Origin of the sequence: Hoeflea sp. BAL378 (assembly GCF_000759435.1) — a bacterium.
Taxonomy (GTDB): domain Bacteria; phylum Pseudomonadota; class Alphaproteobacteria; order Rhizobiales; family Rhizobiaceae; genus Hoeflea.
Genome location: NZ_JRJG01000012.1, coordinates 20,161 through 43,440 on the forward strand (window position 1 = coordinate 20,161; position 23,280 = coordinate 43,440).

Annotated in this window: 21 protein-coding genes and 3 pseudogenes; 10 read left to right on the top strand and 14 right to left on the bottom strand. The window is 58.9% G+C overall.

What is annotated here, in order from left to right; translation table 11 throughout:
* Window positions 1-96: 96 nt before the first annotated feature.
* From LL06_RS03935 to trbB, 12 genes are all read right to left on the bottom strand, one after another.
* Entirely contained in the window at window positions 97-801 is a 705-nt protein-coding gene (locus tag LL06_RS03935; RefSeq protein WP_052161191.1) for an autoinducer binding domain-containing protein, read from the bottom strand.
* A gap of 80 nt (window positions 802-881) precedes the next feature.
* Window positions 882-2,183: an IncP-type conjugal transfer protein TrbI gene (gene trbI / locus LL06_RS03940; protein ID WP_035522490.1), complete on the bottom strand. Its 1,302-nt coding sequence runs from the start codon at window positions 2,181-2,183 to the stop codon at window positions 882-884.
* The gene (locus tag LL06_RS03945; RefSeq protein WP_035522503.1) at window positions 2,180-2,692 is read right to left on the bottom strand and encodes a hypothetical protein; all 513 of its coding nucleotides are present in this window, start codon (window positions 2,690-2,692) and stop codon (window positions 2,180-2,182) included. Before LL06_RS03945 ends, trbI begins: the two co-directional genes overlap by 4 nt.
* A 3-nt stretch (window positions 2,693-2,695) precedes the next feature.
* Window positions 2,696-3,520: a P-type conjugative transfer protein TrbG gene (trbG, locus tag LL06_RS03950; protein WP_035522506.1), complete on the bottom strand. Its 825-nt coding sequence runs from the start codon at window positions 3,518-3,520 to the stop codon at window positions 2,696-2,698.
* Window positions 3,521-3,540: 20 nt separating this feature from the next.
* Complete coding sequence (locus LL06_RS03955; protein ID WP_035522508.1) at window positions 3,541-4,203, bottom strand: conjugal transfer protein TrbF; 663 nt, start codon at window positions 4,201-4,203, stop codon at window positions 3,541-3,543.
* An 8-nt stretch (window positions 4,204-4,211) separates the two neighbouring features.
* Window positions 4,212-5,375: a P-type conjugative transfer protein TrbL gene (trbL, locus tag LL06_RS03960; RefSeq protein ID WP_035522511.1), complete on the bottom strand. Its 1,164-nt coding sequence runs from the start codon at window positions 5,373-5,375 to the stop codon at window positions 4,212-4,214.
* A complete protein-coding gene (locus LL06_RS03965) occupies window positions 5,356-5,580 on the bottom strand; it encodes a hypothetical protein (RefSeq protein ID WP_035522516.1) in 225 nt (74 codons plus the stop codon). The genes trbL and LL06_RS03965 overlap by 20 nt, the downstream gene beginning before the upstream one ends.
* A complete protein-coding gene (gene trbJ / locus LL06_RS03970; protein ID WP_035522519.1) occupies window positions 5,577-6,377 on the bottom strand; it encodes a P-type conjugative transfer protein TrbJ in 801 nt (266 codons plus the stop codon). Before trbJ ends, LL06_RS03965 begins: the two co-directional genes overlap by 4 nt.
* Window positions 6,349-8,793 (bottom strand): conjugal transfer protein TrbE, encoded by a 2,445-nt coding sequence (locus tag LL06_RS03975; protein WP_035522522.1) that lies wholly within the window; start codon window positions 8,791-8,793, stop codon window positions 6,349-6,351. Before LL06_RS03975 ends, trbJ begins: the two co-directional genes overlap by 29 nt.
* A 6-nt stretch (window positions 8,794-8,799) precedes the next feature.
* Window positions 8,800-9,099: a conjugal transfer protein TrbD gene (locus LL06_RS03980; RefSeq protein ID WP_035522524.1), complete on the bottom strand. Its 300-nt coding sequence runs from the start codon at window positions 9,097-9,099 to the stop codon at window positions 8,800-8,802.
* Window positions 9,092-9,466, bottom strand: a complete 375-nt coding sequence (locus LL06_RS03985; protein ID WP_035522526.1) for a TrbC/VirB2 family protein — start codon at window positions 9,464-9,466, stop codon at window positions 9,092-9,094. The genes LL06_RS03980 and LL06_RS03985 overlap by 8 nt, the downstream gene beginning before the upstream one ends.
* Window positions 9,456-10,427 (bottom strand): P-type conjugative transfer ATPase TrbB, encoded by a 972-nt coding sequence (gene trbB / locus LL06_RS03990; protein WP_035522528.1) that lies wholly within the window; start codon window positions 10,425-10,427, stop codon window positions 9,456-9,458. The genes LL06_RS03985 and trbB overlap by 11 nt, the downstream gene beginning before the upstream one ends.
* A gap of 512 nt (window positions 10,428-10,939) precedes the next feature.
* Here trbB and repA point away from each other — a divergent pair.
* From repA to LL06_RS04015, 5 genes and pseudogenes are all read left to right on the top strand, one after another.
* Window positions 10,940-12,148, top strand: a complete 1,209-nt coding sequence (gene repA, locus LL06_RS03995) for a plasmid partitioning protein RepA (protein WP_035522563.1) — start codon at window positions 10,940-10,942, stop codon at window positions 12,146-12,148.
* A gap of 78 nt (window positions 12,149-12,226) precedes the next feature.
* A complete protein-coding gene (repB, locus tag LL06_RS04000) occupies window positions 12,227-13,222 on the top strand; it encodes a plasmid partitioning protein RepB (RefSeq protein WP_035522532.1) in 996 nt (331 codons plus the stop codon).
* A gap of 192 nt (window positions 13,223-13,414) precedes the next feature.
* Complete coding sequence (repC, locus tag LL06_RS04005; RefSeq protein WP_035522533.1) at window positions 13,415-14,731, top strand: plasmid replication protein RepC; 1,317 nt, start codon at window positions 13,415-13,417, stop codon at window positions 14,729-14,731.
* A 221-nt stretch (window positions 14,732-14,952) separates the two neighbouring features.
* Window positions 14,953-15,318, top strand: a pseudogene (locus LL06_RS04010) (type II toxin-antitoxin system RelE/ParE family toxin).
* Complete coding sequence (locus tag LL06_RS04015; protein ID WP_035522536.1) at window positions 15,311-15,637, top strand: helix-turn-helix transcriptional regulator; 327 nt, start codon at window positions 15,311-15,313, stop codon at window positions 15,635-15,637. The pseudogene LL06_RS04010 and the gene LL06_RS04015 overlap by 8 nt, the downstream one beginning before the upstream one ends.
* A gap of 24 nt (window positions 15,638-15,661) precedes the next feature.
* On the opposite strand, the gene LL06_RS04020 is transcribed toward LL06_RS04015, so the two are convergent.
* Window positions 15,662-16,813, bottom strand: coding sequence for a site-specific integrase (locus LL06_RS04020; protein WP_035522566.1), 1,152 nt, complete (start codon window positions 16,811-16,813; stop codon window positions 15,662-15,664).
* 113 nt (window positions 16,814-16,926) lie between these two features.
* On the opposite strand from LL06_RS04020, the pseudogene LL06_RS28185 reads away from it, so the two are divergent.
* The 5 genes and pseudogenes from LL06_RS28185 (at window position 16,927) to LL06_RS04040 (ending at window position 22,819) form a co-directional block, all read left to right on the top strand.
* Window positions 16,927-17,900: pseudogene (locus tag LL06_RS28185) on the top strand (DUF1403 family protein).
* Window positions 17,897-18,589 carry an SMC-Scp complex subunit ScpB gene (locus tag LL06_RS04030; protein ID WP_345775671.1) on the top strand — a complete coding sequence of 231 codons (693 nt, stop codon included), beginning with the start codon at window positions 17,897-17,899 and terminating at the stop codon, window positions 18,587-18,589. Before LL06_RS28185 ends, LL06_RS04030 begins: the two are co-directional and overlap by 4 nt.
* 356 nt (window positions 18,590-18,945) lie before the next feature.
* Window positions 18,946-19,404: a hypothetical protein gene (locus LL06_RS27210; RefSeq protein ID WP_152599486.1), complete on the top strand. Its 459-nt coding sequence runs from the start codon at window positions 18,946-18,948 to the stop codon at window positions 19,402-19,404.
* Window positions 19,401-22,232 (top strand): N-6 DNA methylase, encoded by a 2,832-nt coding sequence (locus LL06_RS04035; RefSeq protein WP_052161192.1) that lies wholly within the window; start codon window positions 19,401-19,403, stop codon window positions 22,230-22,232. The genes LL06_RS27210 and LL06_RS04035 overlap by 4 nt, the downstream gene beginning before the upstream one ends.
* A gap of 5 nt (window positions 22,233-22,237) precedes the next feature.
* Window positions 22,238-22,819, top strand: coding sequence for an RES family NAD+ phosphorylase (locus LL06_RS04040; protein WP_035522570.1), 582 nt, complete (start codon window positions 22,238-22,240; stop codon window positions 22,817-22,819).
* Window positions 22,820-22,973: 154 nt separating this feature from the next.
* On the opposite strand, the pseudogene LL06_RS04045 reads toward LL06_RS04040, so the two are convergent.
* Window positions 22,974-23,280, bottom strand: a pseudogene (locus LL06_RS04045) (deoxyguanosinetriphosphate triphosphohydrolase); the annotation flags it as partial.

The following is a 23,280-nucleotide window of genomic DNA, read 5'->3' on the forward strand; positions in this document are numbered from 1 at the left end:
AGAAGGATACCGAAACGGGGGGCGCAGGCGCTGCAATGCGGCAGTGTAAAGTATTCTCAATGTTCGAATAGGACCACAAGCTGCCGTGCTGATCAATTAGATCAGCCCCAACCGGATCGCGATCGAGGCGGCTTGTCGGCTGTTTGCCGCGCCAAGCTTTCGCGTTGCCTCGTCGAGATAGGAACGCACGGACCTATATCCTACGCCGATCGTTTCTGCGATGTCCGGCATCGACATGCCGTCTGCGAACCACCGCAGGCATTCGGCCTCGCGCGGTGAAAGGCGAATGTCTGACGCCATGGCAGCATCCGGCGTCGCCGAGGCGAGATGGGAATGGACAAATGCCACCGCCATCGCTGCAGTAACTGGATCGGGATCCTCCTCGATGCACACAACCGACTTACCGGAGGCCAGTGTGAACACCATCCTGTTCTTGAAGCCGACTGGAACCGAGACCGACAGACCTGAACGGATTCCGAACCGATCCGCATCCTTGTAGAATTGCCTTACATCGAGCCTTCCAATTCGTCTGGCTTCATCCGCCGACCACTGGAAAATCGGCGGCCCGTGTTTGGCCTTGGTGACGACCGGATCAACTCGCATGTATTTTTTCTGGACGTAATGCTCCTGCCATTCTCGGGGATAGTTCGACACAGCAAAGCTTTCCTGCCCACGCAGATGCAGATAAGCGAAATAGTCGAAGCCTGCGCTCTCGGCGAAATCCCGCAAGGCGCGCCGTGCTGCCCGCTCCTCAAGCGGCAATGAAAGCATATCGATCAATTGCAGGAGGAGCTCGTTCAAAATGACAAAATTCCGGCATGGTGGTGAACTGCGGAAACAAGCTCCGCCACGTTGAGGTGTCGGGATTTCCGACCTCAGATTCATTGATAGGCTTTTGGGAAAACGATGTCCTGATCGACGAGGACGTTGAACCGATAACCCGGCCTGATTTCGAGCGTGGGCTGGACATTGAGGTTTTTCGACACGGTTTGCTCCGAGATCTGCCCGAAGGCCTGGGCAAAGGACCGCCTGGCCGCGTCCGCCGCGCTGTCCGTCGTTGTGGTGGTGCTATCTTTCGGAAGCAGCATGTCCGTCCCTGCGCCGATCAGGGCGACGAGGATCGCCGAGCCAAATGTCTTGAGATAGTGGTTGTTGACCTTGTCGTTGAACCCGCCATAGCCGGCTGTATCGGTGCCAGCCATGCCGCCGATCTGCAGCGTTGATCCGTTCGGAAAGATGATATCGGTCCAGACGACGAGCACCCGGTTTTGCCCGAACGAAACATCGGAATCGTAGCGCCCGAACAGCTTCGCCCCTTGCGGGATGAGCAGACGCCGGCCGGTCGCGCTGTCGTAGACGTTTTGCGATACCTGGGCAGTGATGCGACCGGGAAGATCGGAATTGATACCGGTGACGAGCGTCGCCGGAATGACCGATCCGCGCTTGAGTTCAAAGGGCGACATTTGCGGAACAACCGAATTTGGCAGGTAGCCGAGATCAGCGATATCCTGGTTGAAAAACTGCGCCTTCCCAACCTGCCCGTTCGGATCGGTATTCTGTCCACCAATACCAGTCTGCAACGCAGCGCCATATAGATCCATCGCACTGCCTGACGTTCCTGCAGGTGAAACGGACTGTTGTGATGCTGTGACCGGCATAGCATTCTCGTTGTCGAGGCCTTTGAGATTGACTGCGGTCGGCGAATTGGCCGCGGCTTCCTCGGCCTGAATGCTTGCTATCTGCTGGCGATGATATTCGCGGAGCATCTGTTCTTCCTGCTCGCGCTCAAGCCGGGCGCGCCACATGGCTTCCGGCTCGATGGCTGGGGTTTGCGGCGTTGGTGTCTTCTGAGGGTTCTGGTCGGGTGGAGTGAACGGGTTACGAGTGGGTTCTTCGCTTTGGACGGCTGGCGTCGGTTGCACCGAAATGACCTTCGGTTCGCCGATGATCCCGTCGGGCACGCCCTGTTTGAGCCTTTCGGCATCATTGGAGGCTGGTTGCGACGACGACGTGTCGATCTGCCGGTCCCCGAAATGCAATCCCCTCGAGGAGAGACCGAAGAAGATCGCCGCCAGAAAAACCAGGACGAGGATGATCGCAACGATGATCGGCACACGATTCAGCCTCCGGATCCTTGGCCCACCCTCGGCACCGGCGCCACCAAGCTTCAGCGATTGCATCATGGCCTGTCCGCCGATCGCCGCTGCATAACGGACAAGGGACTTGCGGGTACCGCTCCGTTCGCACCGGTCGTACCGCTCGTACCGGTCGTACCGGTCGTACCGGTCGTACCGAGTGTGTACATCCGGGTGAGCTCGACCTTCAAGGTCGAGATACGCACAAGCACACCGTCCGCGAACGGGTCGATGCTATAGGCCAGCGGTTCGACAGCCGCTTCAGTGGTCGCCTGATCAGTCACGACGGCATAACCCTTGTCCCGCAAGGACGCCTCGAGCGCCGGCCCGAACACGATGTCATTGCCGCGGAGTGCAATGGTCGTGCTTCCGGGCCCGATATGCTCCGCGAGCCGCTCCACCATGTCCGCGGCAATCGAGCTTGCGGCTTCGGTTGAGAGTTCGGCGGTGACTTCGCTTTTAATCAATCCGGTCCCGCCCATTGTCTGGCAAGCTGCAAGCAGGACGAGACAAAACAGGGCGGTGGAAAAACGAAGATAAGAGAGGAGTTTCGACATCGCCTACCCTCCCCGCCGGATTGTGATCTTCTGCTGCTGGCGCCCGACGCCCGAGACGAGGATCGCTCGATCGACATTGTAGTCGACCACCATCATTGTTCCCTTCATCCGGTAGTTGACGATCCGGTTTTCGCCGCCAGAGACGACGAACAGCACCGGTGCATCCTGACCCGAGAGCAAGCGCGGAAACTGGATGAAGGTCTTCATGCCGTCGCTATAGATCCGGGTCGGCCGCCAGCGGGCCGAGCCGCTGACATGGAAGGAGAAGTCGAGCTGGTCGGCGGGAACGCCGGCTCCCGGAACGACGCTCGCGTCGATCCGGGCATTGATCTCGGCGAAGCGTGCATTGATGTCCTCGGGGTAGTCGAAGCCGACACGGGCCATGTACTGGGTCGGATGGGACTTGAGCTGAATGTGATACGTCCGCCGCGAGGTGGTCACGACCATCGATGTCATGAGCCCGGCCTCGGCAGGTTTGACGATCAGATGCACTGCCTGACCGTTCGGCGCGCCGGATGTCGCCGGATCGACCTTCCACCGTACCGTGTCGCCGACAAGGACGTCCCGAACGATCTCGCCGGCCTGCAGCTCGATGTCGCAAACCTGTAGCGGCGAGCAGACGACCGAGGGCTGGACCTCACCGTAGAGAAACACCACCTTGCCATCCGGCCCACGCGTTACAACGCCCCGGCTGTGCTGCCACTGTCCGGAAAGTTGTGTCCCGCGGGCTTCATTGTTGCTGAGTGGCTCAGCGGAAACCGGCAAGCTTGTGGCTGCGACGATAACGCCAGCGCAAAGCGCGATGGCGGGGGGCATGCTTTTCTTCATGTTTTTATCCTTGCGCGCGTTCACAACTGCGCTGTCCAGTCAAAATCCTTGAGGTAGAGGCCGATGGGGTTGAGCCGGATGACCGCCTCGTCCTGTGGCGGGGTCAACGCCACCGTGGCGACGCCACGGAACCGCCTGGTACTGATCTCCTTGCCCTGCCGGTCGCGCTCATATTCCGTCCAGTCGATCTGGTAGCTCTGGTTGGAAAGCGGCACGATGTTGGTGACCTCGATGGCAACCGTCTTCGATCTTGCTCTGTCGAACGGCGAGTTGTTGCGGAACCAGGCATTCACCTTCTCGGTAGCCGGGTCCGATGATCTCAGCAGCGCATAGGTGCGGTCGATGTATTGCTTCTGCACTATCGCGTCGGGTGTGACGGAGCGGAAGTTCGATACGAAACTTCCAAGCGTCGCACGTACTACCCTGGCGTCGGCATATTCGATCTGCTGAGGAAACCCGATGGTCGCGGCGGTCCCGAGCTTGTCGACTTCCACGATGTAGGGAACGAGCTTGACCTGAGTGCTCTGGTAAAGCGCGTAGGAGAAGCCGATCACCGCCATGAACATGCCGGTGATACCGACGATCCGCCAGGCAGCCGCCGCTTTGACATAGGAACCGTAACGCTCGTTCCATTCCTGGCGTGCAGCGAGATACGGGTTTTCGGGGGGATGTGTTTTGGCCATGGTCTCTGTCACGCTTTCTCGTCACGGTTCGGGCTTGGACTTGAACGACCCTGACCCTGATCAAGCTTGGCGTTCGCAAGACCAAGCGTCGAAGCGCCCCATGTGCCGGGCACCCCGATCGCCTTGTCACGCGAAGCAGATGCAACGGCACCTCCAGCCGCGCCGACACCGCTTGCCATGCCCTTGAGTGCGGCCGCACCGAACGAGCTGCCGCCGGCGCGGGCATTGGAATAGGCCGCGGCCCCTGCCCTCGCCCCGCCCGTGGCGAGGGCAGCACCTCCGGCAGCAAAGCTAGCGGCCTGCCCGCCATGGCGTATGGCTTCCATGCCGCCCGTTACGGAAACGCCCTGCACCATCCCCTGCACAATGTTCGGCACGTACATGGCGATGACAAACACCACGACGGAGATGCCGGCGATCGCCAGTGTGGAGAGGAACTCGTCGCTGCTTGACGGCGTATTGGCGAGGCCGATCAGAACTTCCGAGCCGATCCTCGCGATCATCACGAGCGCCATCAGTTTCATGCCAACGGAGAAAGCGTAGACGAGATAGCGGACCGAAAAATCTTTCGTGTAGCTCGACCCGCCGAGCCCGAGCATGATCATGCCGGCGAGCAGTCCGACATACATTTCCGCCATGACGGCGACGAAGATCGCCGCGACCAGACTGAATGAAATCACCACGACCACCATTGCGAAGACAGCGGCGATTGCCAGCGCATTGTCCTCGAACAGGCCGAACTGGGCTTTGGCTGACATGGCGCTTGCCACCTGCAGACCGGCATTGAAGACATTGGCGGGCGATGCCGAGCCGCCGCCGGCGCCGATCTGGTACAGGCTGTCAACCACGGCCTTTGCAAAGTCGGGCCCTTGCTCAAGTATGAAAACGAAGAGGCCGATGAACATGATGCGGCGGACAAGCTCCGCGAACCAGGTGTCGAGCGAAGCGGCGGAAATTGCCAACCACACGGCTGCAATCCCGACCTCGATTCCAGCGAGAATCCAGAACAGCGACCGCGCCGCGTTCAGGATGGTGCTCTGCCATCCCTGGGCCGCGCTGGCGATTTCGTTCTCGAGATTGGTCAGCAGCGCACCTTCCTGGGCAAACGCGGGCCCCGCAAACAGGGCGAGGGTAAATCCCGCAAGCGCCAGCTTAGTTGTTGGTTGCGCCATCGGATCCCCTTTCCCCCGGCTCTTTCTTGTTAGCCCAGCGCGGACGCATCTCCTGCCCGCCCGTCGTGTCGAATTTCTGTGGCACCGGCGCTGATGTGCTGACATGCGAAGTGGGGTCTGAGGGCAGAACGATCTGCCAAACGAGGATTCCGCCGATTCCGATGACTGTGAGGACGATCGCCATGAAAATGATGGACCTGTTCACCAGCGCGGCTCCAATTCCTGTCCGCCCGAGGTGGAGGGCGCGGTTGAATTGAAGAATTCCTCGCGACGGTTCTGGGCGAGGTCTTTGGCCGCTTGTTCGGACTGATACCAGGTGCCCATCATCGTCACTTGCTGGGAGACGAGGCCCCGCAGCTTCTGGGCCTGGGCGACCTGCTGGGCCGCAATCTGGTGGCCGAGCTGAAGCGCCTGCATCTGACCGACCGCGCTTTGCGACATCGACCGCAACTGGCTCATCGTCGATTCCTCGGAGCTGAACTGGTCCGCAGTCAGTCCTGCAGCCTTGAGCGTTGCGGCAATCGTGTCGCGATTGGTGTCCGACCAGGTCTGATAATTTGCAGAAAACGTCTCGCCGTTGGTGAGCCCCGACTTGAAATCGGCATAACTTTGGAACCGCTGCCGAAGCACATCGTCAGCATTGCCCATCGAAAAGGCGATCGATTGTCCCTGATTGAGGAGGCTGCGAAGCCTGTTGAGATCGCTTTCCACCTGACCCCAAACCTGGTTCGGAAGGGTCAGTGTGTTCTGGAGCATGTTTTCGTAGATCTTCAACTGGTTCTGGATCTGCTCCGCCAACTGCGTGATCTGCGTCATCTGATTGCCGATTTGCTCGGTCGACTGCCCGACGAGACTGACAAGCTCGGTATTGTTCAGGATCTGCGTCCATTCGGTCGCCCCGCCCGTCACGGTGCCGGCATCGGCATGAACGATCGGAAACCACGCGGCCACCGTCAGAGCCGCGACGGCAATTTTAGTTGATCGAGAGAATGCGTTTCGCATTGTTCACTCCCCTTCCCTGCAACCAGTGCATCGGCCAAGCCGGTCCATGTTGTTGGCTGAGATCATCGATGCGTTTGAGATCGCTCTTGCCCGACGCGCCGACAAAGGCGAGCGCGACGGGTCCAAGTGTCATGTCGAACAGACGCCGCCCTTCTGGAGACGCGACGTAGTATTCCCGCTTCGGAATGGCGGTTGCGACGATCTCGATCTGCCGCTCGTTGAAGCCGATCCGTTCGTAGAACTCGCGGGTTCCGGATTCACGCGCGGCGCCATTCGGCAGGCATATCTTGGTCGGACAGCTTTCCTTGAGCACGTCGATAATACCGGACTGCTCGGCATCCGAGATCGACTGTGTGGCGAGAACGACGGCGCAATTGGCCTTTCGCAGGACCTTGAGCCATTCCCTGACCTTGTCACGGAACGTTGCGTGGCCGAGCATCAGCCAGGCCTCGTCGAGGATTATCAGGCTTGGGTTCCCGCTCAGGCGCTTCTCGATCCTGCGGAAGAGATAGAGAAGGACGGGGACGAGATTGCGCTCGCCCATATTCATGAGTTCCTCGACCTCGAAGGTCTGGAACATCCCAAGCGTCAACCCGTCTTGCTCGGCATCGAGGAGCTGTCCCATCGGACCGTCGACCGTGTAATGGTGAAGCGCGGTCTTGATCTCGCGCATCTGAACGCCGCTCACGAAATCCGAGAGCGATCGGCCGCGCGCCTCGGCCATCAGGGCTATCTGACGAGCGATCGCGTTGCGGTGGTCGGGTGTGATGGTCACTCCCTGCATGGAAACGAGCGTTTCGACCCATTCGGCCGCCCATGCCCGGTCCCCGTCGGTTGAAAGCTCGGCCAGCGGGCAGAATGCGAGCGCACCCTCCCCTGCCCCGATCTCGTAGTGATCGCCGTCGGCGGCCTTGGTCAGCGGGTAGAGCGATTTGCCTTTATCAAAGGCGAAGATTTGCGCCGCTTCGTATCGGCGGAACTGTGCCGCGATCAGCGCCAGCAGGGTCGATTTTCCCGAACCCGTCGGCCCGAAGATCAGCGTATGGCCGACATCGTCGACATGCAGGTTTAACCGGAAGGGAGACGAGCCGCTGGCGACTTGCATCAGCGGCGGGGCATTGGGTGGGTAGAAGGGGCAAGGCGCCACGGCGCTGCCCGACCATACGGAATTGACCGGAATGAGATCAGCCAGATTGCTTGTGTTGATGAGAGGTTCGCGGATATTGGCGTAGGTATTGCCGGGCAGGCTGCCGAGATAGGCCTCGGTGGCATTGAGTGTCTCGATCCGGGCACCGAAGCCTTCGGCCTGGATCAGCCGTCGGACAGCCTCCGCCTGATCGCGCAGACGAGCTTCGTCGGTGTCGAACATGACGATGACCGGCGTGTAGTAGCCATAGGCGACCAGCTGGGACGAGGCGGCGGCGATTGCGTCCTCGGTTTCGGCCACCATCGTCATGGCGTCCTGGTCGACCGAGCGGCTTTGGGTCTGGAAGAGCTGGTCGAAGAATGGCCGGACTTTCTGCTGCCACTTCTTGCGCGTGCGCTCGAGCTTCTTGCGCGCCTCCTGATCGTCGAGAAAGATGAATCGGCTCGACCAGCGGTAGGTGAGCGGCATCAGGTCGAGCGAATTGAGAATCCCCGGCCAGCTCTCGGCCGGGAAGCCGTCAATGCCAACGACTGCCAGATAGGTGCCATCGACCATCGGCGAAAGTCCGTGGTGGAACTCGGCTGTGACCAGCCAGTCAAGATACATTGGGATCGCCGGCAGACGGACGGGGTAGTTCTCACCGAGGATGCAGAAGCGGATGAACTGGAAGAGCTCGTCATAGTGCGCCTCGCTTCCTGTCTCTGGATTGGTAACCGTGCGTGTTACCATGCGCCGGATCGACAGCACGTTGCCGAGATACTGTTCGACCTCGCGGAGCGAGATCTGGAACGAATTGAGGACGCGGTTCGCATAGGTCTCCGATCGGCTTGCCTCGTCGGAATAGACGTATCGGGCCATGGCCGACCGGCGCGGTTCCGGTGGCCGATAGGTGAGGATGAGGGCGTGCTGGCTCTCGTAGTGGCCGCGCTCTGCCTCGAAATGTGCGCGACGCTCTTCGTCGATCGCCCGTGTGACCGGATCGGGGAAATGGCAGACTTCTCGCGCCGGATAGGCCGTCGTCGGCACACGCACGGCCTCGACCTGGATCATCCATCCGGTTCCGAGCCGTGAAAGGATCGTGTTGATCTGGCGCGACACCTCGTTTCGCTCGACATTGGTCGAGCTCTCCGAATCCGGTCCCGCGAAATACCAGCCAGCCATCAGCGAGCCGTCCTTCAACAGAATGATCCCGTCGGCGACCAGGCCGGCGTAGGGCAACAGGTCGGAAAACGACGGTTTGGAGTTTCGGAATTGATTGAGCGCCACCATGGGAGGTCAGTACCTCCGCCATGGCGAAGATGTCGGCCGATAAGTCGGTCGATAGCCGATGTGGCGCAGATAGACCTGCCGCATCATCGGATCGGCCTTGGCCATAATCCGGAGGATCCCGACAACGGCGATCCAGATCGCAATGCCCAGCATCACCGAGAACCAGGTCAGCACCACGAAGATGAGAATGACCGTGGCAAGCCCGGTCAGAAGCACGAGTTCGCGGTCGGCGCCCATCAGATGGTTCGGCCGCGACAATGCGCGATGGATGGGCGAGCGGGAAAGGGGTGCGCCGGCTTCAGCCATCAGTCCCCTCCCCTCGCCCGCCTGGGGCTGCCTGATCTGGGAGGCCGATCGAGGCACCCGATGCGCCGAACAATCCGACGATCTGGGTCGCGCCAAGCAGAATGCCTGCGACAAGGACGACATACATCAGCCGCCGCGCGAAGTCGTTGAGTTCACCGCCGAATATCAACATGCCCCCGGCGACCGCGACGGCAGAGAGTGCGATGAAGCCTGCAACCGGGCCGGTAATTGATTCCTGGATCTGCTGGAGCGGCCCCTCCCATGGGAGGCCACCACCAGAACTTGCGAGAGCTGGAGACGCGACGCCCACGCAAAGCAAGGCAATGATCGCTCCGATAGAGGCGTTTCGGCGGAAGTTATGCGGCATGGCTGTCCTCGTCGATCTGGGAATTGTGGTCTGTTTCGTAAGTCGCCCCGTCGAAACCGGTAACGCGCATCACGTCACGCACACGCCGACCGCTCGCCGTTCGTTCAATGGAGACGACGAGATCAACCGCTTCGCCTATCACTTCCCGCATCGGCTGCTGGCTCACCTCAGCGGTCAGTTGTTCCAAACGCCGCAGCGCGGAATGGGCGGTGTTGGCGTGTATGGTGGTAATCCCGCCCGGGTGGCCTGTGTTCCATGACTTAAGAAGGGTCAACGCGGCGCCGTCCCGGACTTCGCCGACGATAATGCGATCGGGGCGCAAACGCATCGTGCTTTTTAGAAGCCGCGCCATGTCGGTGCTGTCGGTTGTGTGCAGGCAAACCGCGTTCTCGGCTGCGCATTGGATTTCGGCCGTGTCTTCCAGAATGAGCAGCCGATGCGATGGAGCGGACTGTACGATTTCGGCGATGACTGCGTTGGCCAATGTCGTCTTGCCTGACCCCGTTCCACCGGAGACGACTATATTCAGCCGTTCCTGAATGGCGCGTCGAATGAGGCTTGCCTGAAGCCCGGTCATCATGCCGCTGCTGACATAGTCCGCCAGCGGGATCAGACGGGATGCGCGCCGGCGGATCGTGAAGCTGGGCGCACTCACCACCGGAGGGAGTAGTCCCTCGAACCGATGCCCGCCGATCGGCAGTTCACCGGAAATAATAGGCCGTTCTTCATCCGCCTCGGTCTGCAGGGCGTGTGCAACGCTGCCAATGATGATCTCGGCCGCGCCCACCTGCAGCTCGCCAATCCTTGCCATCCCCTCGCCCAGCCGCTCGACAAACATCCGTCCGTTTGGGTTGAGCATGATTTCAACGACATCGTCGTTCTCGAGTGCCGCGCAGATCACATCTCCGAGCGCCTCGCGCAGTTTGCGAACCAGTCGCGAATGAGAGGAACTCGTGCTCATCGATCCTCTCCAATTGGTGAATTTAGGTGCCGCTCGGCGTGGTCAAATCTTGTCTGCATCGCATCCACCGTTGCTACTTACGGGTGAGTTGCGGTTTTGATCGAATGAGAGGAACCGGTCACCCCGGCAGATCTGCCGGGGTGGTTAGATGAGTGTTCGCGCGGTATCCGCTGAGCGGGGCTTGAGTTCGACTCAGATCACTGAGTCGGGGTGATAATCGGCGGGATTGGGCTGGAACTTGCGCTCTACATAGTTTTCGAACGACGGCATGCGAAGTCGCCCCGGCAGATGTGCCGGGACAGCAAATATCCAAAAAGGCATTCGTGGCGTCAAATAAGTATTGGAAAACACTGGATAAAATCTGCTTTTCCAGAGAATCTGGAGGCCGATGGTTTGGCCCGTGTTAAGAGACCGTTAACCAAAAACCGCTTGCGCCGGAACCGGAATCGCCCATAGTAATAACGCTTTCCCGCATGTTGCTTGGGAAAAAGCGTTATTTCGATGGAAGTGAGATGTTGGTGTCAACAGTCGATGAGCAAAATGCGATGGATTTCGACGAGGAGATCATCCAGCAGGGTGAATTGATCTCCGATCGTCTGAATATGCTCCGTCTTGAGCAGTACCCGCCTGACGCGCAAAAGGGTCTGCGCTTGTTCTCGTTGGCCGAGGTTGCAGACTTCATTGGCGTTACCCAGAACCACGTGAAAAAATTGCACTTGGATGGGAAAGGTCCTGTTCCAACGGTCTCATCGTCGGGGAGGCGCTCCTACACCGCAGAACAAATGCTGGAGTTGCGCGAGTATCTCGATAAGCACGGACGTAGCGGCGTGAAGGACTATGTCCCACGTCGACGTGAGGGTGACCATTTGCAGGTCATCTCTGTGGTCAATTTCAAGGGTGGATCCGGTAAGACGACCACCACAGCCCATCTCGCACAGTACCTGGCTCTTACGGGGCACCGTGTTCTTGCTATTGATCTCGATCCGCAAGCATCGCTCACTGCTCTTCATGGCGTTCAACCCGAGCTCGATAAGAATCCTTCCCTTTTCGACGCTTTGCGATACGACAACGAACGCTGTTCGATTAAAGAAGTCATTCGTACTACCAATTTTCCCGGATTGGATATCGTCCCGGCGAACTTGGAGCTCCAAGAGTACGAATACGAAACGCCACTTGCCGCATCTGATCGGAGCTCACCTGAGGGTCGGCTTTTTTTCACGCGCATCTCCAATGCGCTAAAAGAGGTTGATGACCGCTATGATATCGTCGTTATCGATTGTCCGCCTCAATTGGGATATCTCACACTGACGGCGCTTACGGCTTCGACGGGCGTTCTCATCACTGTGCATCCGCAAATGCTCGACATCATGAGCATGAGCCAATTCCTGCTTATGCTCGGGGGCATTCTGCAATCGATTAAAGGAGTTGGTGCCAAGGTTCGACTTGATTGGTTTAGATACCTCGTGACTCGCTACGAGGCGACAGACGGGCCCCAAGCGCAGATGGTGGGCTTCATGCAGGCAATGTTTGGTAAGAGAATGCTGAACAACCAGATGGTCAAGTCAACCGCAATCTCCGATGCGGGCATAACCAAGCAGACGGTCTATGAGGTCGAGCGAGCGTTGTTCGTTCGCTCGACCTATGACCGGGCCATTGAGTCCCTCAATGCAGTGAACGGAGAAATAACTTCTCTCATCCACTCGGCATGGAGGCGCAAATGAAGGCCATTTTGACAGCCGTGCAGATTGCGGAAAAAAGGTTAGAGAACAATACGATATCTCCCATTTTAGGTGAATGTCATGGCTAGAAAGCACCTGCTTGCGAATATTGGAGATCGTCCGGCAAAACCCGTCGAGCAGGACGGAGTGGCGGAATCGCGTGTGGAATATGCGCGCCGCGGCGCTTCACGATCTATGATGCAGTCCCTCGACGACCTTGCTGAGAGCTCGATGCGCGTTCTGGAAGGCGACATTGTGGTATCGCTGGATCCAGATAAACTCGACCCCTCCCCTTATGCGGATAGAATTGGCGAGGACGAAGAAAAGGACGGCGAACTCCTACAGGCCATCAAAAATGCCGGACAGCATTCTCCTGTTTTGGTTCGGCCGCATCCCCAGATAAGCGGCCGCTACATTGTAGTATTCGGCCACCGGCGAGTTAGGGTGGCCCGAAAGCTTGGGCAGGAAGTTCGAGCCGTCATCAAGCCGCTTGAAGATATTGCCCACGTCATCGCTCAGGGTCAGGAGAACTCAGCCAGGGACGATCTGAGCTTCATCGAGAAGGCGCTTTATGCACGGCGCTTGCTCGAGTCCGGAATCGACAAGGCTACCATCAAGACAGCTTTGACGATTGACGACACTTTGCTTTCTCGAATGCTCTCCGTCGCTGATGTCGTGCCAGAAGCCGTCCTCGAGGCGCTCGGCGCCGCGAAGGGTGTTGGCCGGGACCGTTGGGAAGAACTGAAGAAACTCGTTCAAATGCCGGCAAATGCTGAAACGGCGCTGGAGCTGGTTCAGAGTGAGGCATTCGTTGAGGCAGAGGGGAGCCAACAATTCACGGTCCTTATCGATGGCCTCAAGTCTTCTCGAACAAAGAAGGCCAAGCCGAAGCAGGCGGCGGAAAAGGTGTGGAGTCTGTCCGAAGCTGCCGTCAAAGTGACGACAAAGGATAGCGGCCGGACCTTCACTCTTGCCCTGAAATCCAGGGATGCATCTCAGTTTGGCGCGTTCCTCTCGGGACAATTGAAGCGCCTTTACGAAGAATTTCAGCAAAACAAAGAGGAGGGCGGTGAGTGAATTAACGGTCGTAAACGGGCGGCCATGGCAGAAATTGGCAAAGAAAAAGGCCACCGAAATCGCTTCCGGAAGCCCTCTCTTAGTGTGGTAGCTAGAGAATCGCACTTCCCGGAATCACAGTCAAGGCTCTTTTGAGTCGTGAGCGCCGTTTCGGCGAGCAGTTTTCTATTGCCTAGCAATAGGTGAAAGAAAATGCAGACGCATATCTCCACGACGCCCTTTGGGCGGCGGCCGATGACGCTTGGCCAAATGGCAAGCCAAGTCACCGCGAAATCCATACCCGAGGGAACAACGGTTGAGAAGTGGAAGGTCTTCCGCTCGATCCGTGAAGCTCGTGATCTTCTGGGCGCCACAGACCGGTCCCTGGCCATTCTCAACGCGCTTCTGTCATTCCATCGGGACAGCGAGCTTTCGGGCGACGGTACGCTGATCGTTTGGCCGTCGAATGAGCAACTCATGGCGCGCGCTAATGGCATGCCGCCCACGACGCTGCGCCGGCATCTAGCCGTCCTGGTCGATTGCGGACTGATCATTCGTAGAGACAGTCCGAATGGAAAGCGCTTCGCGCGCAAGGGCCGGGGAGGAGAGGTCGAACAGGCCTATGGCTTCGACCTCTCACCGATCGTGGCCCGCGCCGAGGAGTTCGAGCAACTCGCGGAAGCGGTTCAGGCCGAGAAGAAGGCCTTCAAAGTCTCCAAGGAACGCCTGACACTGCTTCGTCGGGATGTTGTGAAGATGATCGACGTCGGCATCGAAGAGGGCGTTCCAGGCAACTGGGGCCGTATTGGTCAGATCTACCAGGAGATTATTGCACGGCTTCCTCGCACGGCACCGCGCCAAGTCATCGAAAGCCTTTGTGACGAACTCCAGGAGTTGTGGACCGAGGTGCATGACATGCTGGAACTATTCACGAAAACACAGAATATGGACGCCAATGAGTCCCAATATGGACGCCACATACAAAATTCAAAACCAGACTCCATATTTGAATCTGAAAGAGGCTCACGAGAAAAGAATGAAGCGGGCGGCAACGCCGATGAAAACGATAACCTGCGGAGTTTGCCGAAGCGGGAGCTGCCCTTGGGAATCGTGCTTGACGCTTGCCCGGACCTGATGGACTTGGCTCTGGGTGGTCGAATACGCCACTGGAGTGATTTTTTGGCGGCCGTCGAGGTGGCCCGGCCGATGCTGGGGGTCAGTCCGAGTGCGTGGCGAGAAGCTTGCGAAGCCATGGGCGAGGTTCAGGCGGCGATCACGCTGGCGGCGATCTTGCAGCGGTCCGATCAGATCAACAGCGCTGGCGGATATCTGCGCAGCCTCACCGACAAGGCGAGAGAGGGGCATTTCTCGACCTGGCCGATGGTGATGGCCCTACTCCGGACCAAGCTGGATGCAGACAAGGCGGCAGCCACGACCGATAGGGAGCCGCCAAACGGCAACAAGGGCGGGGAAGGACCGTATGAGGTCTCGGAAGCGCTTCTGAAATCCCTGAACAAGCCCAGATCGTGATGGTGAGCGCTTTAGCTACCCGGTTCACGTGGGACAGAAGAGGGGACTTTTCCCTGCCACACGCCGGTGGCTCTGGTCAGATTGACATGGAACGGGTCACGGCGGCGCTGGTAACGGATAACTGATCGTTTGTCCGAACATCTGGAGGAAGTGCGACCCATTGCCTCGAGTGGAGTTGTCGACTATATATCCAGAAGCATCTATATCATACAGGATATGAAATGACGAAATGGAAGGTCGAGTTTCACGACCGCTTCAAAGGTGAGACTAAAGACCTTCCAGCCGATGTTCGGGTCGAATTGCTCACGCATCTGGTGCTGCTTCGCGAGAAGGGCTTTCGATTGGGACGACCTGAAGTCGACACACTCGAAGGCTCAAAACACGCGAACATGTAGGAACTGGGCGTCAAGGTGTTGAAGGTGCAATGGCGGTTCGCCTTTGCCTTCGATCCGGAGCAAAAGGCTGTGGTTCTCTGCGGTGGTGCGGAGAGTGGCGTCAGCCAGAAACTCTTCTACAAGCGGCTGATCGATCTGGCGGACAAACGGTATGACGAGCATTTGAGCGACTTGGAGAAGAAACATGGATGATCTCGATAAGCTGATGCAGACTCTTCCTGAGAATGAACGGCGCGCTGTTGCAAAGCGTGCTGATGAGCTTGTTGCGGCGCATAATCTGCGGGAATTGCGGGCACTCGCTGGACGGACGCAGGAAGACGTGTCCGCCGGGACTGGTTTCAAGCAAACCAATGTCTCAAGACTGGAGAAGCGCGCTGACATGAAACTATCGACGCTTCGCGATTATGTCGAATCCCTCGGCGGCACGTTGAAGATCGTCGCGGATATCGCAGGCAAGAAAGTCGATATTTCTGGTATCGCGGAGCGTTCTCGGCACAGTTCCAAGGTCTGAGCGAGCCACCGGCAGGGGAGGGGGCTACAGCCCCACCGCTTTGGTCAGGTTAACCCGGAACCGATCACGCCGCCGCTGATACCGGCGGGTCATGTCCGCCGAAGCATGGCCAAGCTGCTTCTGGACATAGCGCTCATCAACCTCCGCCGAGGAGGCAAGCCCGGCGCGTAGCGAATGGCCTGCAAACAGCTTCTCCCGGTCAGCTTCTGACAGATCTCCACGGACGCCAGCAGCTAGGGCAGCCTTCTTGACCAGGCGGGCCACTTCCTGATCGTTGAGCCGATCAGGCCCGACATTCTTGCCCTTTCCTGTCACGCGACGAAACAGGGGGCCCCTGGCGAGCTTCGCGAATTTGATCCAGGTCTCAACGGCAGTAACCGGACAGGTCGCTTCAGACGAACCACGGCCGATTTCCACTTCGCGCCAGCCGGTCTTGCCGCGGAGAGTGATCAGTAGCCCCTTGTCGAGGATTTCGATCCAACCACGACCGTCTTCGGTCTGGTCGCGGCCGAGGTCGAGGCCAGTGATTTCCGAGCGGCGCAAGCCGCCGGCAAACCCGATCAGCAGCATCGCCCGGTCGCGGAGACCGCGCAGGGTTCCGCGGTCCAATGTCTCAAGCATGGCGATCAAGTCTTCGGGCAACAGCGCTTCCTTTTGCCGAGGAGGGGTTGCGTGCGTGTTGCGAATGCCAGCCATGACCGTGGCGATGGCGCGGTCCTTGCGATCGAGCGCCATGCCGCGTTGGGAAAGATTCCAGCTGATGGCGGCCAGGCGCCGTTCGATCGTGGAAACGCTGTTGGGCTTACTGCTCCGGGGGCCCGAGGGACTGCCAGATGTCGAGCCTGAGGCACAGGCTGTGATGTACAGACCAACGACTTCCGGGTCCGGGGGTAGGGGGGAAAGGTTCTGGCGCCGGCACCAGGCGGTAAAATGCTTCCAGTCCGACGCGTAGGCGCGGCGGGTGTTTGCGGAACTGGCGGCCTCGACATACCCACGGGCGCGATCAGTCAGATCCCGGAGATGCGCCGGGACACCGGCATTGAGCTCCTCAAGAGGGGAGGGGAGACCGGCCGACACCCCGACGGCGGAAACATCACCGAAAACTGCCGTGCTGTGGGACGGCGCTGAGCTGTCCTGAGCATCATTTTCCGGGTTTTGCTCGATGATTTTGGCCATTCCCTCTATAAAGAACAAAATGACTGATAATGCAATATTATCCATCGTAAATAATCTCCGACATAGCGTGCGGTTTGTCTCATTAAAGCTATCCTAAACTGCACACCTGATTTATGTTATGTCGTATGGATTCGCTTGCCGCCACAGCTTCACAACCGCCCGTCTGGCCGCATCACGTGCCGTCTTGGGCCCTGCCACATGGTCGACAACCGGGCGATCGCGGCGAGGTCAATGCCGCATTCGCTGTCGGCATCGCTTTGAAAACGCTCGATGATCTCGTACGATCACGACCCGCCTGGGCCGGCTGCTGGCGCTCCCGCCAGGCGCTGAAATGCGCCACAGCCGCCGTCCGATTGTCAGGCCGCACCGAGGACGAACACGCGTTGCGTGATGCGCTTATGCTCACTGCCGCTGGCGACGACCCGGGACCGGCGGGTAAGGTGGTTTTGGCCTTCAAAAGGATTTCCGTGCGAAAACCCGGCTTTTCCCAAAGCATGTAGCTGAGCTTGCGGAGCTTTTGGGTCTCGCCTGGGATGAGTCGCTCGCGGCGGCCGTGGACCATGCTGACGAGGCGCTTCAATCCGGCCGGCCGGCGCCGTTTGCCGCGGCGGAACTGGTGACAGCGATCTGCGCCTCGCGTCCGGATGCCGAAACCCTCGCCTGGGCGCTTGCCGATGTTCTCATCGCCGCAAAACTCAAGTGGCCGTTTCCACTACCGCTGCTGATGGCCGAACGGTACGGCTCGGCCTTCCGCACACTCGGCGGAGGGGGGCGTGTCCGACCCGGCGAAGTGGCGTTCGCCACAGCTATCTGTTTGGCTCTGGTTGATGGCACAGTGGGCGCCCTGCGGTCAGCCGGCGAGATCGCCCGACGAGCCGATCAGCTTGTTGCTATCGCGCCGAAGCTGCGCACCAAAGGAGCTGGGCCGGTGATCCAGACCTTGCTTAACGAGGATGCGATTGCGGCCTCCGCACCCGGCAATGGTCTGTCCCGCTGGGCCAGTTCTCGGCTGTTCGAACGATTGGAGAGTTTTGACGCCGTGCGCGAGCTGTCCGGCCGATCGTCCTTCCGGATCTATGGATTGTGAGCGTGGCCAGATCGACCGCAACAAAAGCATCCCGAAAGAAGGCGAACGGCACAAGCGAACGCTTGTTTGATCGGGAGCTGGAGGATTTGCCGCAGGAGCTGCGCTGGCGGGAATGGATGCTGCGGGTTGAGGCGGTGATTTTTGCCTCGGCCGAACCTGTCACCCGCGAGATCTTGGCGCGCGTGGTCGGCATGGATTGCAGCGTCGACTTACTCATTGATGATCTGCACGAGGAACTTCGTTCCCGGCCCTATGAGCTGGTTTCGGTCGCCGGCGGCTGGCAGCACCGAAGCCGTTCGGCTTACGCGCCCGCGATCCGGGCCTCGGCGGCGCCGACACGCGCGCCCGCCGCAGTGCTGTCCGAGCTCGAGTCGATGGTGCTGATGGCAATTGCGTATTTCCAGCCGGTGGCGAGGAGCGAGCTGTCGAAGATCTTTGGCAAGGAGGTCAGTCGCGATCTGATCGGATCGCTGCGGGGGGCGGGGTTTATTACCTCTGGGCCTCGCAGCCCGACGCCGGGGGCGCCCTACACCTATGTGACGACGAAACATTTTCTGTCGGCCTTTGGCATGGAGACGCTGCGCGACCTGCCGGATATGGAGGCGCTCGAGGATGCTGGGTTGCTCAGCCGGCGGATTGAAGAGAGTCCTGTCACGGATCCAGATTCAGAGCTCCATGAGAGTGACTGAGTTTTGGGGCGAAGCCTCGTCGGTGGATGCGACACCGGTGGGGAAATGGCTCCAGGATGGTAGAGGGAATGCACGTTCCGGAGAAACAACGATCGTGCTGGCCACGTCCGCGTCTCCTTGAATCGGCAAAGTGGTCCGCACGGCGCACACAAATGCAACAACCGAAACCTTGGCAACTTGATAGCGTCGGTGGCGATGCGGGTCGCCAGCTCGCCAACGTCGACTAGATTGGGTATCGGGGAGATGAGGCTGGCAATGACGATCATGGCCTCAAAAGCCTTTTGTTCATGTTTTGTTCGTTTACATTTGCTACACCACACTGTATTATGTTGCGGACAAACACCAAGGAGTGCGCCTTGCCAATCCTATTTACCCCTGGACAGTTGATGGCGGCGCTCTCTCTCAGCAAGCAGCAATGGCGCACCTATCGACAGGCTCTTTCACCGCTGAGCACCACCGAAGGTCGATCAGGCTGTTTCACTGCCGGTGATCTGCTTGCGACCGCTGTGATTCAATACGCGACGGACACATTGCACATGTCGGTCTCAGCTCTTTCGCCTGTCGCAGATGCGCTATACGACGTATGCGGTTCTCATCCTTGGATTCCGCTTGAACGCGGCTGCGTTGCTCTCATTCTTGATGACGGACGGGCAATCTTGCTAGACGAGGATCAACGACCACCGGTCTGCAAGCTCGCAGTCCTGATTGAGCTTAGACCACTGGTTTTGGAGTTGCGCGACCGTCTTCTTGCGGCAGGCAGGGATCCCCAACAAGAATTGGCCTTTCCGCCTATGTTTGCCGGTGGACGGTCATGATGCTCGTGACTCTGCTAGACGCTGTTGTCGTTCAGACGACTCAGATCGGCTATCGTGATGACGCCATCCGGCGTAACTACGCCTATAGCGACGTATGGGCAGCATCTGGCGGAACGCGGTCTGTCCCTCTTGTCGCTTTCACCCAGACGCCCCCGTCCTATCGTTCAGCCGCCTTTGCGGTGGTCGAGGGAGACGCCGGGACAGCGCAATCTATTGTCGAAGGCCATCGCGCACTCGGAGCGCCGCTGTTCTTCGTGATTGAAGGCGATCAAGTGTCGTCTTGGCAGGTCTACGCCCGGCGGGCGCCGCGCCTTCTCTCCCGATTTCCGGTGGATGGTCTGGAGCAGCAGTTTCGCGAACACCGTCACGAATGGGCGCCAGATGTTATTCATCGGGCGAAATCGATAGGGCGAATTGATGCCAACTACCAACTCGATTTCGTTGATGTTGGATTGATCCCAGCAATCGAGGGTGAACTAAACACAAAGCTCGATCGCCTGATCCGGGAAGCGGTTGCGGACGTTCGAACCGTTACCAGCAATGAAGCGATGCGGTTGTTATTCCGGGGTGTTTTCCGGCTGCTCGCGGCCAAGATCCTCACCGATCGCCAGAATGTGCGCGCGCAGTCTTGGAATGCGGAAAATGTCGCTGATGTCTTGTCGGCAATGGGCGACTATTATGCTCTTGGCAACGACACCCAGGTCTGGCCCGCTCGCGCATTGGCTTTGCTCAGCGGCGTATGGGACACCTTCCGCCAAGGGTTTAACGTCGCCAATATTTCTGCTGATGATCTTGCGTATGTTTACGAGTCGACCCTGGTCACTCCGCAGGCGCGAGCTCAATTTGGGACACACAGCACTCCACGATACGTCGCGGATTATATTCTGGATCGGTTAAAGCTATGGGAATATGGGACAGCTCCACTCAAGGTATACGAACCGTTCGCAGGCGCAGGCGTATTTCTGGGGTCAGCCTTGCGTCAAATGCGGGACGGTCTGCCACACGATTGGACCGATAAGCAGCGTCACGATCTTTTGGTTCAACATATTGGCGGCGCTGAAATCGATCCGTTTGCCTGCGAAGTGGCCAAACTATCCCTGATCTTGGCGGATTATCCGAACGCCAATGGTTGGTTGATCGAGGAGGCAGATCTCTTCCAGAAAGGCGCGCTTGCAGCGCGTCTGGAGAACAGGGATGTCATTCTGTGCAACCCGCCGTTTGAGGCATTTATCGCTGAAGAGCGACAAAAATACCCGGACGCGCGGGCGATTGACGGCTCTAAGGCCGTTTTTGCGCTTGAGACAGCACTGAAGGCACGCCCCAAAATGCTTGGCTTTGTCGTTCCCAACACGCTCTTGGTCGATCGACGCTATCGCGACCAACGGCGCTCTGTCGAGAAGCGCTATCAGGAAGTTGAGTTGGTATCGCTGCCCGACGGTGTGTTCAATGTCTCGCAACTCGATACTGCCTTGCTGATCGCGCGGGACATCCGTGACCCCGGCACGCCCCAGCTGGTTCGCTCAAGCGCCGTTTATGATGCCGATAAACGGCGCTTCGCGGTCGATCGCGCAGCCTCTCATACCACGACGCAACTGAGGAATGCGGATTCCCCAGATGGAAACCTGTGGTCGCCGCCGTTGCAGCATGTTTGGACGGCGCTAAGTGGGCTACCGACGCTCGGAGACTTGCTCCATGGGCACTGGGGGCTCAGATGGAACGGAGGGCAAAAGGGAGCGAGCCGCGTGTTTGACACGCCTGGTCCTGGCCGAGCCCCCGGTTACATGGACAGCAGTTCGCTCGACCAATTTGTGCTCGACAAACCGCGATATCTCGATGTCCGGCCGAATGAGATATACGGGGGTGATAAATACGACTGGGATGCGCCAAAAATCCTTGCCAACGCAGGACGCCTGAGCCGCGGATACTGGCGCTTGGCCGCAGCAGTTGACCGCGAGGGCCGACGTGCCTCGCAGCAATTTATTGCCTTCTGGCCAAAAGATGCTGCCCACGGCGAGGACCTTGATGCTATCGCTGCATTGCTCAATGGCCCCGTGGTGAATGCGTTCCTTGCTGAACATTCGTTCGACAAAAGATTCCGTATCCGCATGCTCGAGCGCGCACCCGTTCCTCGCGACATCCCGCCGGACTTGGGTGACCTCAGCCGGGCTTATGCCGCGTCTGCCAGCCGGCCCGACAGCGACCCTCGTGAGCTCAGCGCGATTCTTGATCACATGGACGCATTGACGATTGAAGCCTATGGGCTGGCGGATGACCTAAAAGGCAATTTGATCGCCGCGTTCGGATTCGGCGAACGTCCCGTGCGCGGGGCAGTGTTACGGCGACGGTCGCGGAAGCCTCGAACTGGCGACAAAGCACCAGCGCTCCCTCTTTTCTCGCAAGGACCCGTCGAGGAAGATGAGGGAATAAGTCTGGGCGCAGCGCTATCGCCAGCCGAAGGCGCCGCACAATTGCACGCAATTTCAAAGGATATCCCGGTGGATCAGTGGGCCGGTCGCACACTCACTGCTTCCGATCTTTCTGAAGCCGCCGCGATCGATTTGGGGGACTTGGCAAGGTGGCGCGAAGAGGGTCTGGTCTTCGTCTTCCCAGATGAGCGGGGTGCCGACAGATATCCGGTCGAGCAATTTGTGGGCGGCTCGCCTGTCGCCGGTATGGGAGAAATTGCCGCGACCATCGGCGATCCACGCGTGGCGTGGCTGTGGCTGCGCCAACCCCATGTCATTCTGGCCCGACGCCGGCCGATTGACGTCCTGAAAACAAACGGGATCGAACAACTCCGTTCGCTCGTCACGCGCGACTTTCGCTAGTGACGATGAAGCTCAACACGGCCGCCATCACAGATGTCAGGATCGCCTTTAGGCCGAAGACCTATAAGCGCATATTTTCGTCCGCCTTTAGTGGTACTCCGCTCGGCACCGGGCCTGGAGCAGCGCGTTTCAGTAGTATTGACGGCAACTTCAACACCCTTTATGCGGCGGTCTCACTCGCGACCGCGATCGCGGAGACGATCATTAGAGATCGTTTCGAAGGCGGCGGACCGCGGCTGCTCTTCTCCTCCGAGCTGACAGGCCGCAGCGTTGCGGAAATTTCGGCAACGGCACCACTGGATCTCATCGACCTTCGCACTGACGGTTGCTTCAAACTCGGCGTCTCTACGGATATTGCTTCGGCGAAAGGATGGAATCTGTCGCGTGAGTTGGCGCAGTACATTCACGATCACACTACGGTTGATGGCTTTCTGTATCGTTCGCGCCTAACAGGTTTCAATTGTGTGGCCATTTTCGATCGAGCCATCGCTTCGAAGCTTATGGGAGACAATGTCGTAGAGCTGACAGCAACGCCCGATTTGACGGTAGCGCTGCTCGAGTTGAGCGTCGACGTCGTCATCCGATAGCCATGAATGGGTGATGTGCCAGGCAATGGAAATGCCCGATCGTCATTCAGAAGGCCGGACAGCCCTCATATCGAGCACCAAATGCGAAGGCCGCCTCGCTGCGGGAGCGCGCAGCCGAAGGGTGGCCTGCGATAGGATCAAGGCAACCGACTGCCTATACCCCAGCGACGAGCTTGGCGACCTTGACTGCGTAACGGTCGGTCATCCCAGACACATAGTCGGTAAGGGCATGGAGAGCGGTATACTCGTCTTTGACGTCGCGCAAATCGAGATTGGCCGCCCGGCGAAGCTGCTCGTGGTAAGCGTCGAGCCCGGTTGGGTCCCAGTTCTTGGCGAGCAACTGGTCGAAGACGCCGATCAGGCCGTCAAGAACCTGGTGCACGACGTTCCGGCCGAAGACCTCCAATTCCGTTTTGCGGGGAGAGCGACTGTCTTGCTGGTCAAGCGTTTTGCCATGGTTT

What these genes read in the sequence shown, in the direction of transcription:
- LL06_RS03945 (WP_035522503.1), bottom strand. Translation starts at nt 2,692, where the DNA reads ATGTCGAAACTCCTCTCTTATCTTCGTTTTTCCACCGCCCTGTTTTGT.
- repB (WP_035522532.1), top strand. Translation starts at nt 12,227, where the DNA reads ATGGCTAGAAAGCACCTGCTTGCGAATATTGGAGATCGTCCGGCAAAA.
- trbG (WP_035522506.1), bottom strand. Translation starts at nt 3,520, where the DNA reads ATGAAGAAAAGCATGCCCCCCGCCATCGCGCTTTGCGCTGGCGTTATC.
- LL06_RS04040 (WP_035522570.1), top strand. Translation starts at nt 22,238, where the DNA reads ATGAAGCTCAACACGGCCGCCATCACAGATGTCAGGATCGCCTTTAGG.
- LL06_RS03980 (WP_035522524.1), bottom strand. Translation starts at nt 9,099, where the DNA reads ATGGCTGAAGCCGGCGCACCCCTTTCCCGCTCGCCCATCCATCGCGCA.
- LL06_RS03955 (WP_035522508.1), bottom strand. Translation starts at nt 4,203, where the DNA reads ATGGCCAAAACACATCCCCCCGAAAACCCGTATCTCGCTGCACGCCAG.
- trbB (WP_035522528.1), bottom strand. Translation starts at nt 10,427, where the DNA reads ATGAGCACGAGTTCCTCTCATTCGCGACTGGTTCGCAAACTGCGCGAG.
- trbJ (WP_035522519.1), bottom strand. Translation starts at nt 6,377, where the DNA reads ATGCGAAACGCATTCTCTCGATCAACTAAAATTGCCGTCGCGGCTCTG.
- repA (WP_035522563.1), top strand. Translation starts at nt 10,940, where the DNA reads ATGTTGGTGTCAACAGTCGATGAGCAAAATGCGATGGATTTCGACGAG.
- trbI (WP_035522490.1), bottom strand. Translation starts at nt 2,183, where the DNA reads ATGATGCAATCGCTGAAGCTTGGTGGCGCCGGTGCCGAGGGTGGGCCA.
- trbL (WP_035522511.1), bottom strand. Translation starts at nt 5,375, where the DNA reads ATGGCGCAACCAACAACTAAGCTGGCGCTTGCGGGATTTACCCTCGCC.
- LL06_RS04020 (WP_035522566.1), bottom strand. Translation starts at nt 16,813, where the DNA reads ATGGCCAAAATCATCGAGCAAAACCCGGAAAATGATGCTCAGGACAGC.
- LL06_RS03975 (WP_035522522.1), bottom strand. Translation starts at nt 8,793, where the DNA reads ATGGTGGCGCTCAATCAATTCCGAAACTCCAAACCGTCGTTTTCCGAC.
- LL06_RS03985 (WP_035522526.1), bottom strand. Translation starts at nt 9,466, where the DNA reads ATGCCGCATAACTTCCGCCGAAACGCCTCTATCGGAGCGATCATTGCC.
- LL06_RS04015 (WP_035522536.1), top strand. Translation starts at nt 15,311, where the DNA reads ATGGATGATCTCGATAAGCTGATGCAGACTCTTCCTGAGAATGAACGG.
- repC (WP_035522533.1), top strand. Translation starts at nt 13,415, where the DNA reads ATGCAGACGCATATCTCCACGACGCCCTTTGGGCGGCGGCCGATGACG.
- LL06_RS04035 (WP_052161192.1), top strand. Translation starts at nt 19,401, where the DNA reads ATGATGCTCGTGACTCTGCTAGACGCTGTTGTCGTTCAGACGACTCAG.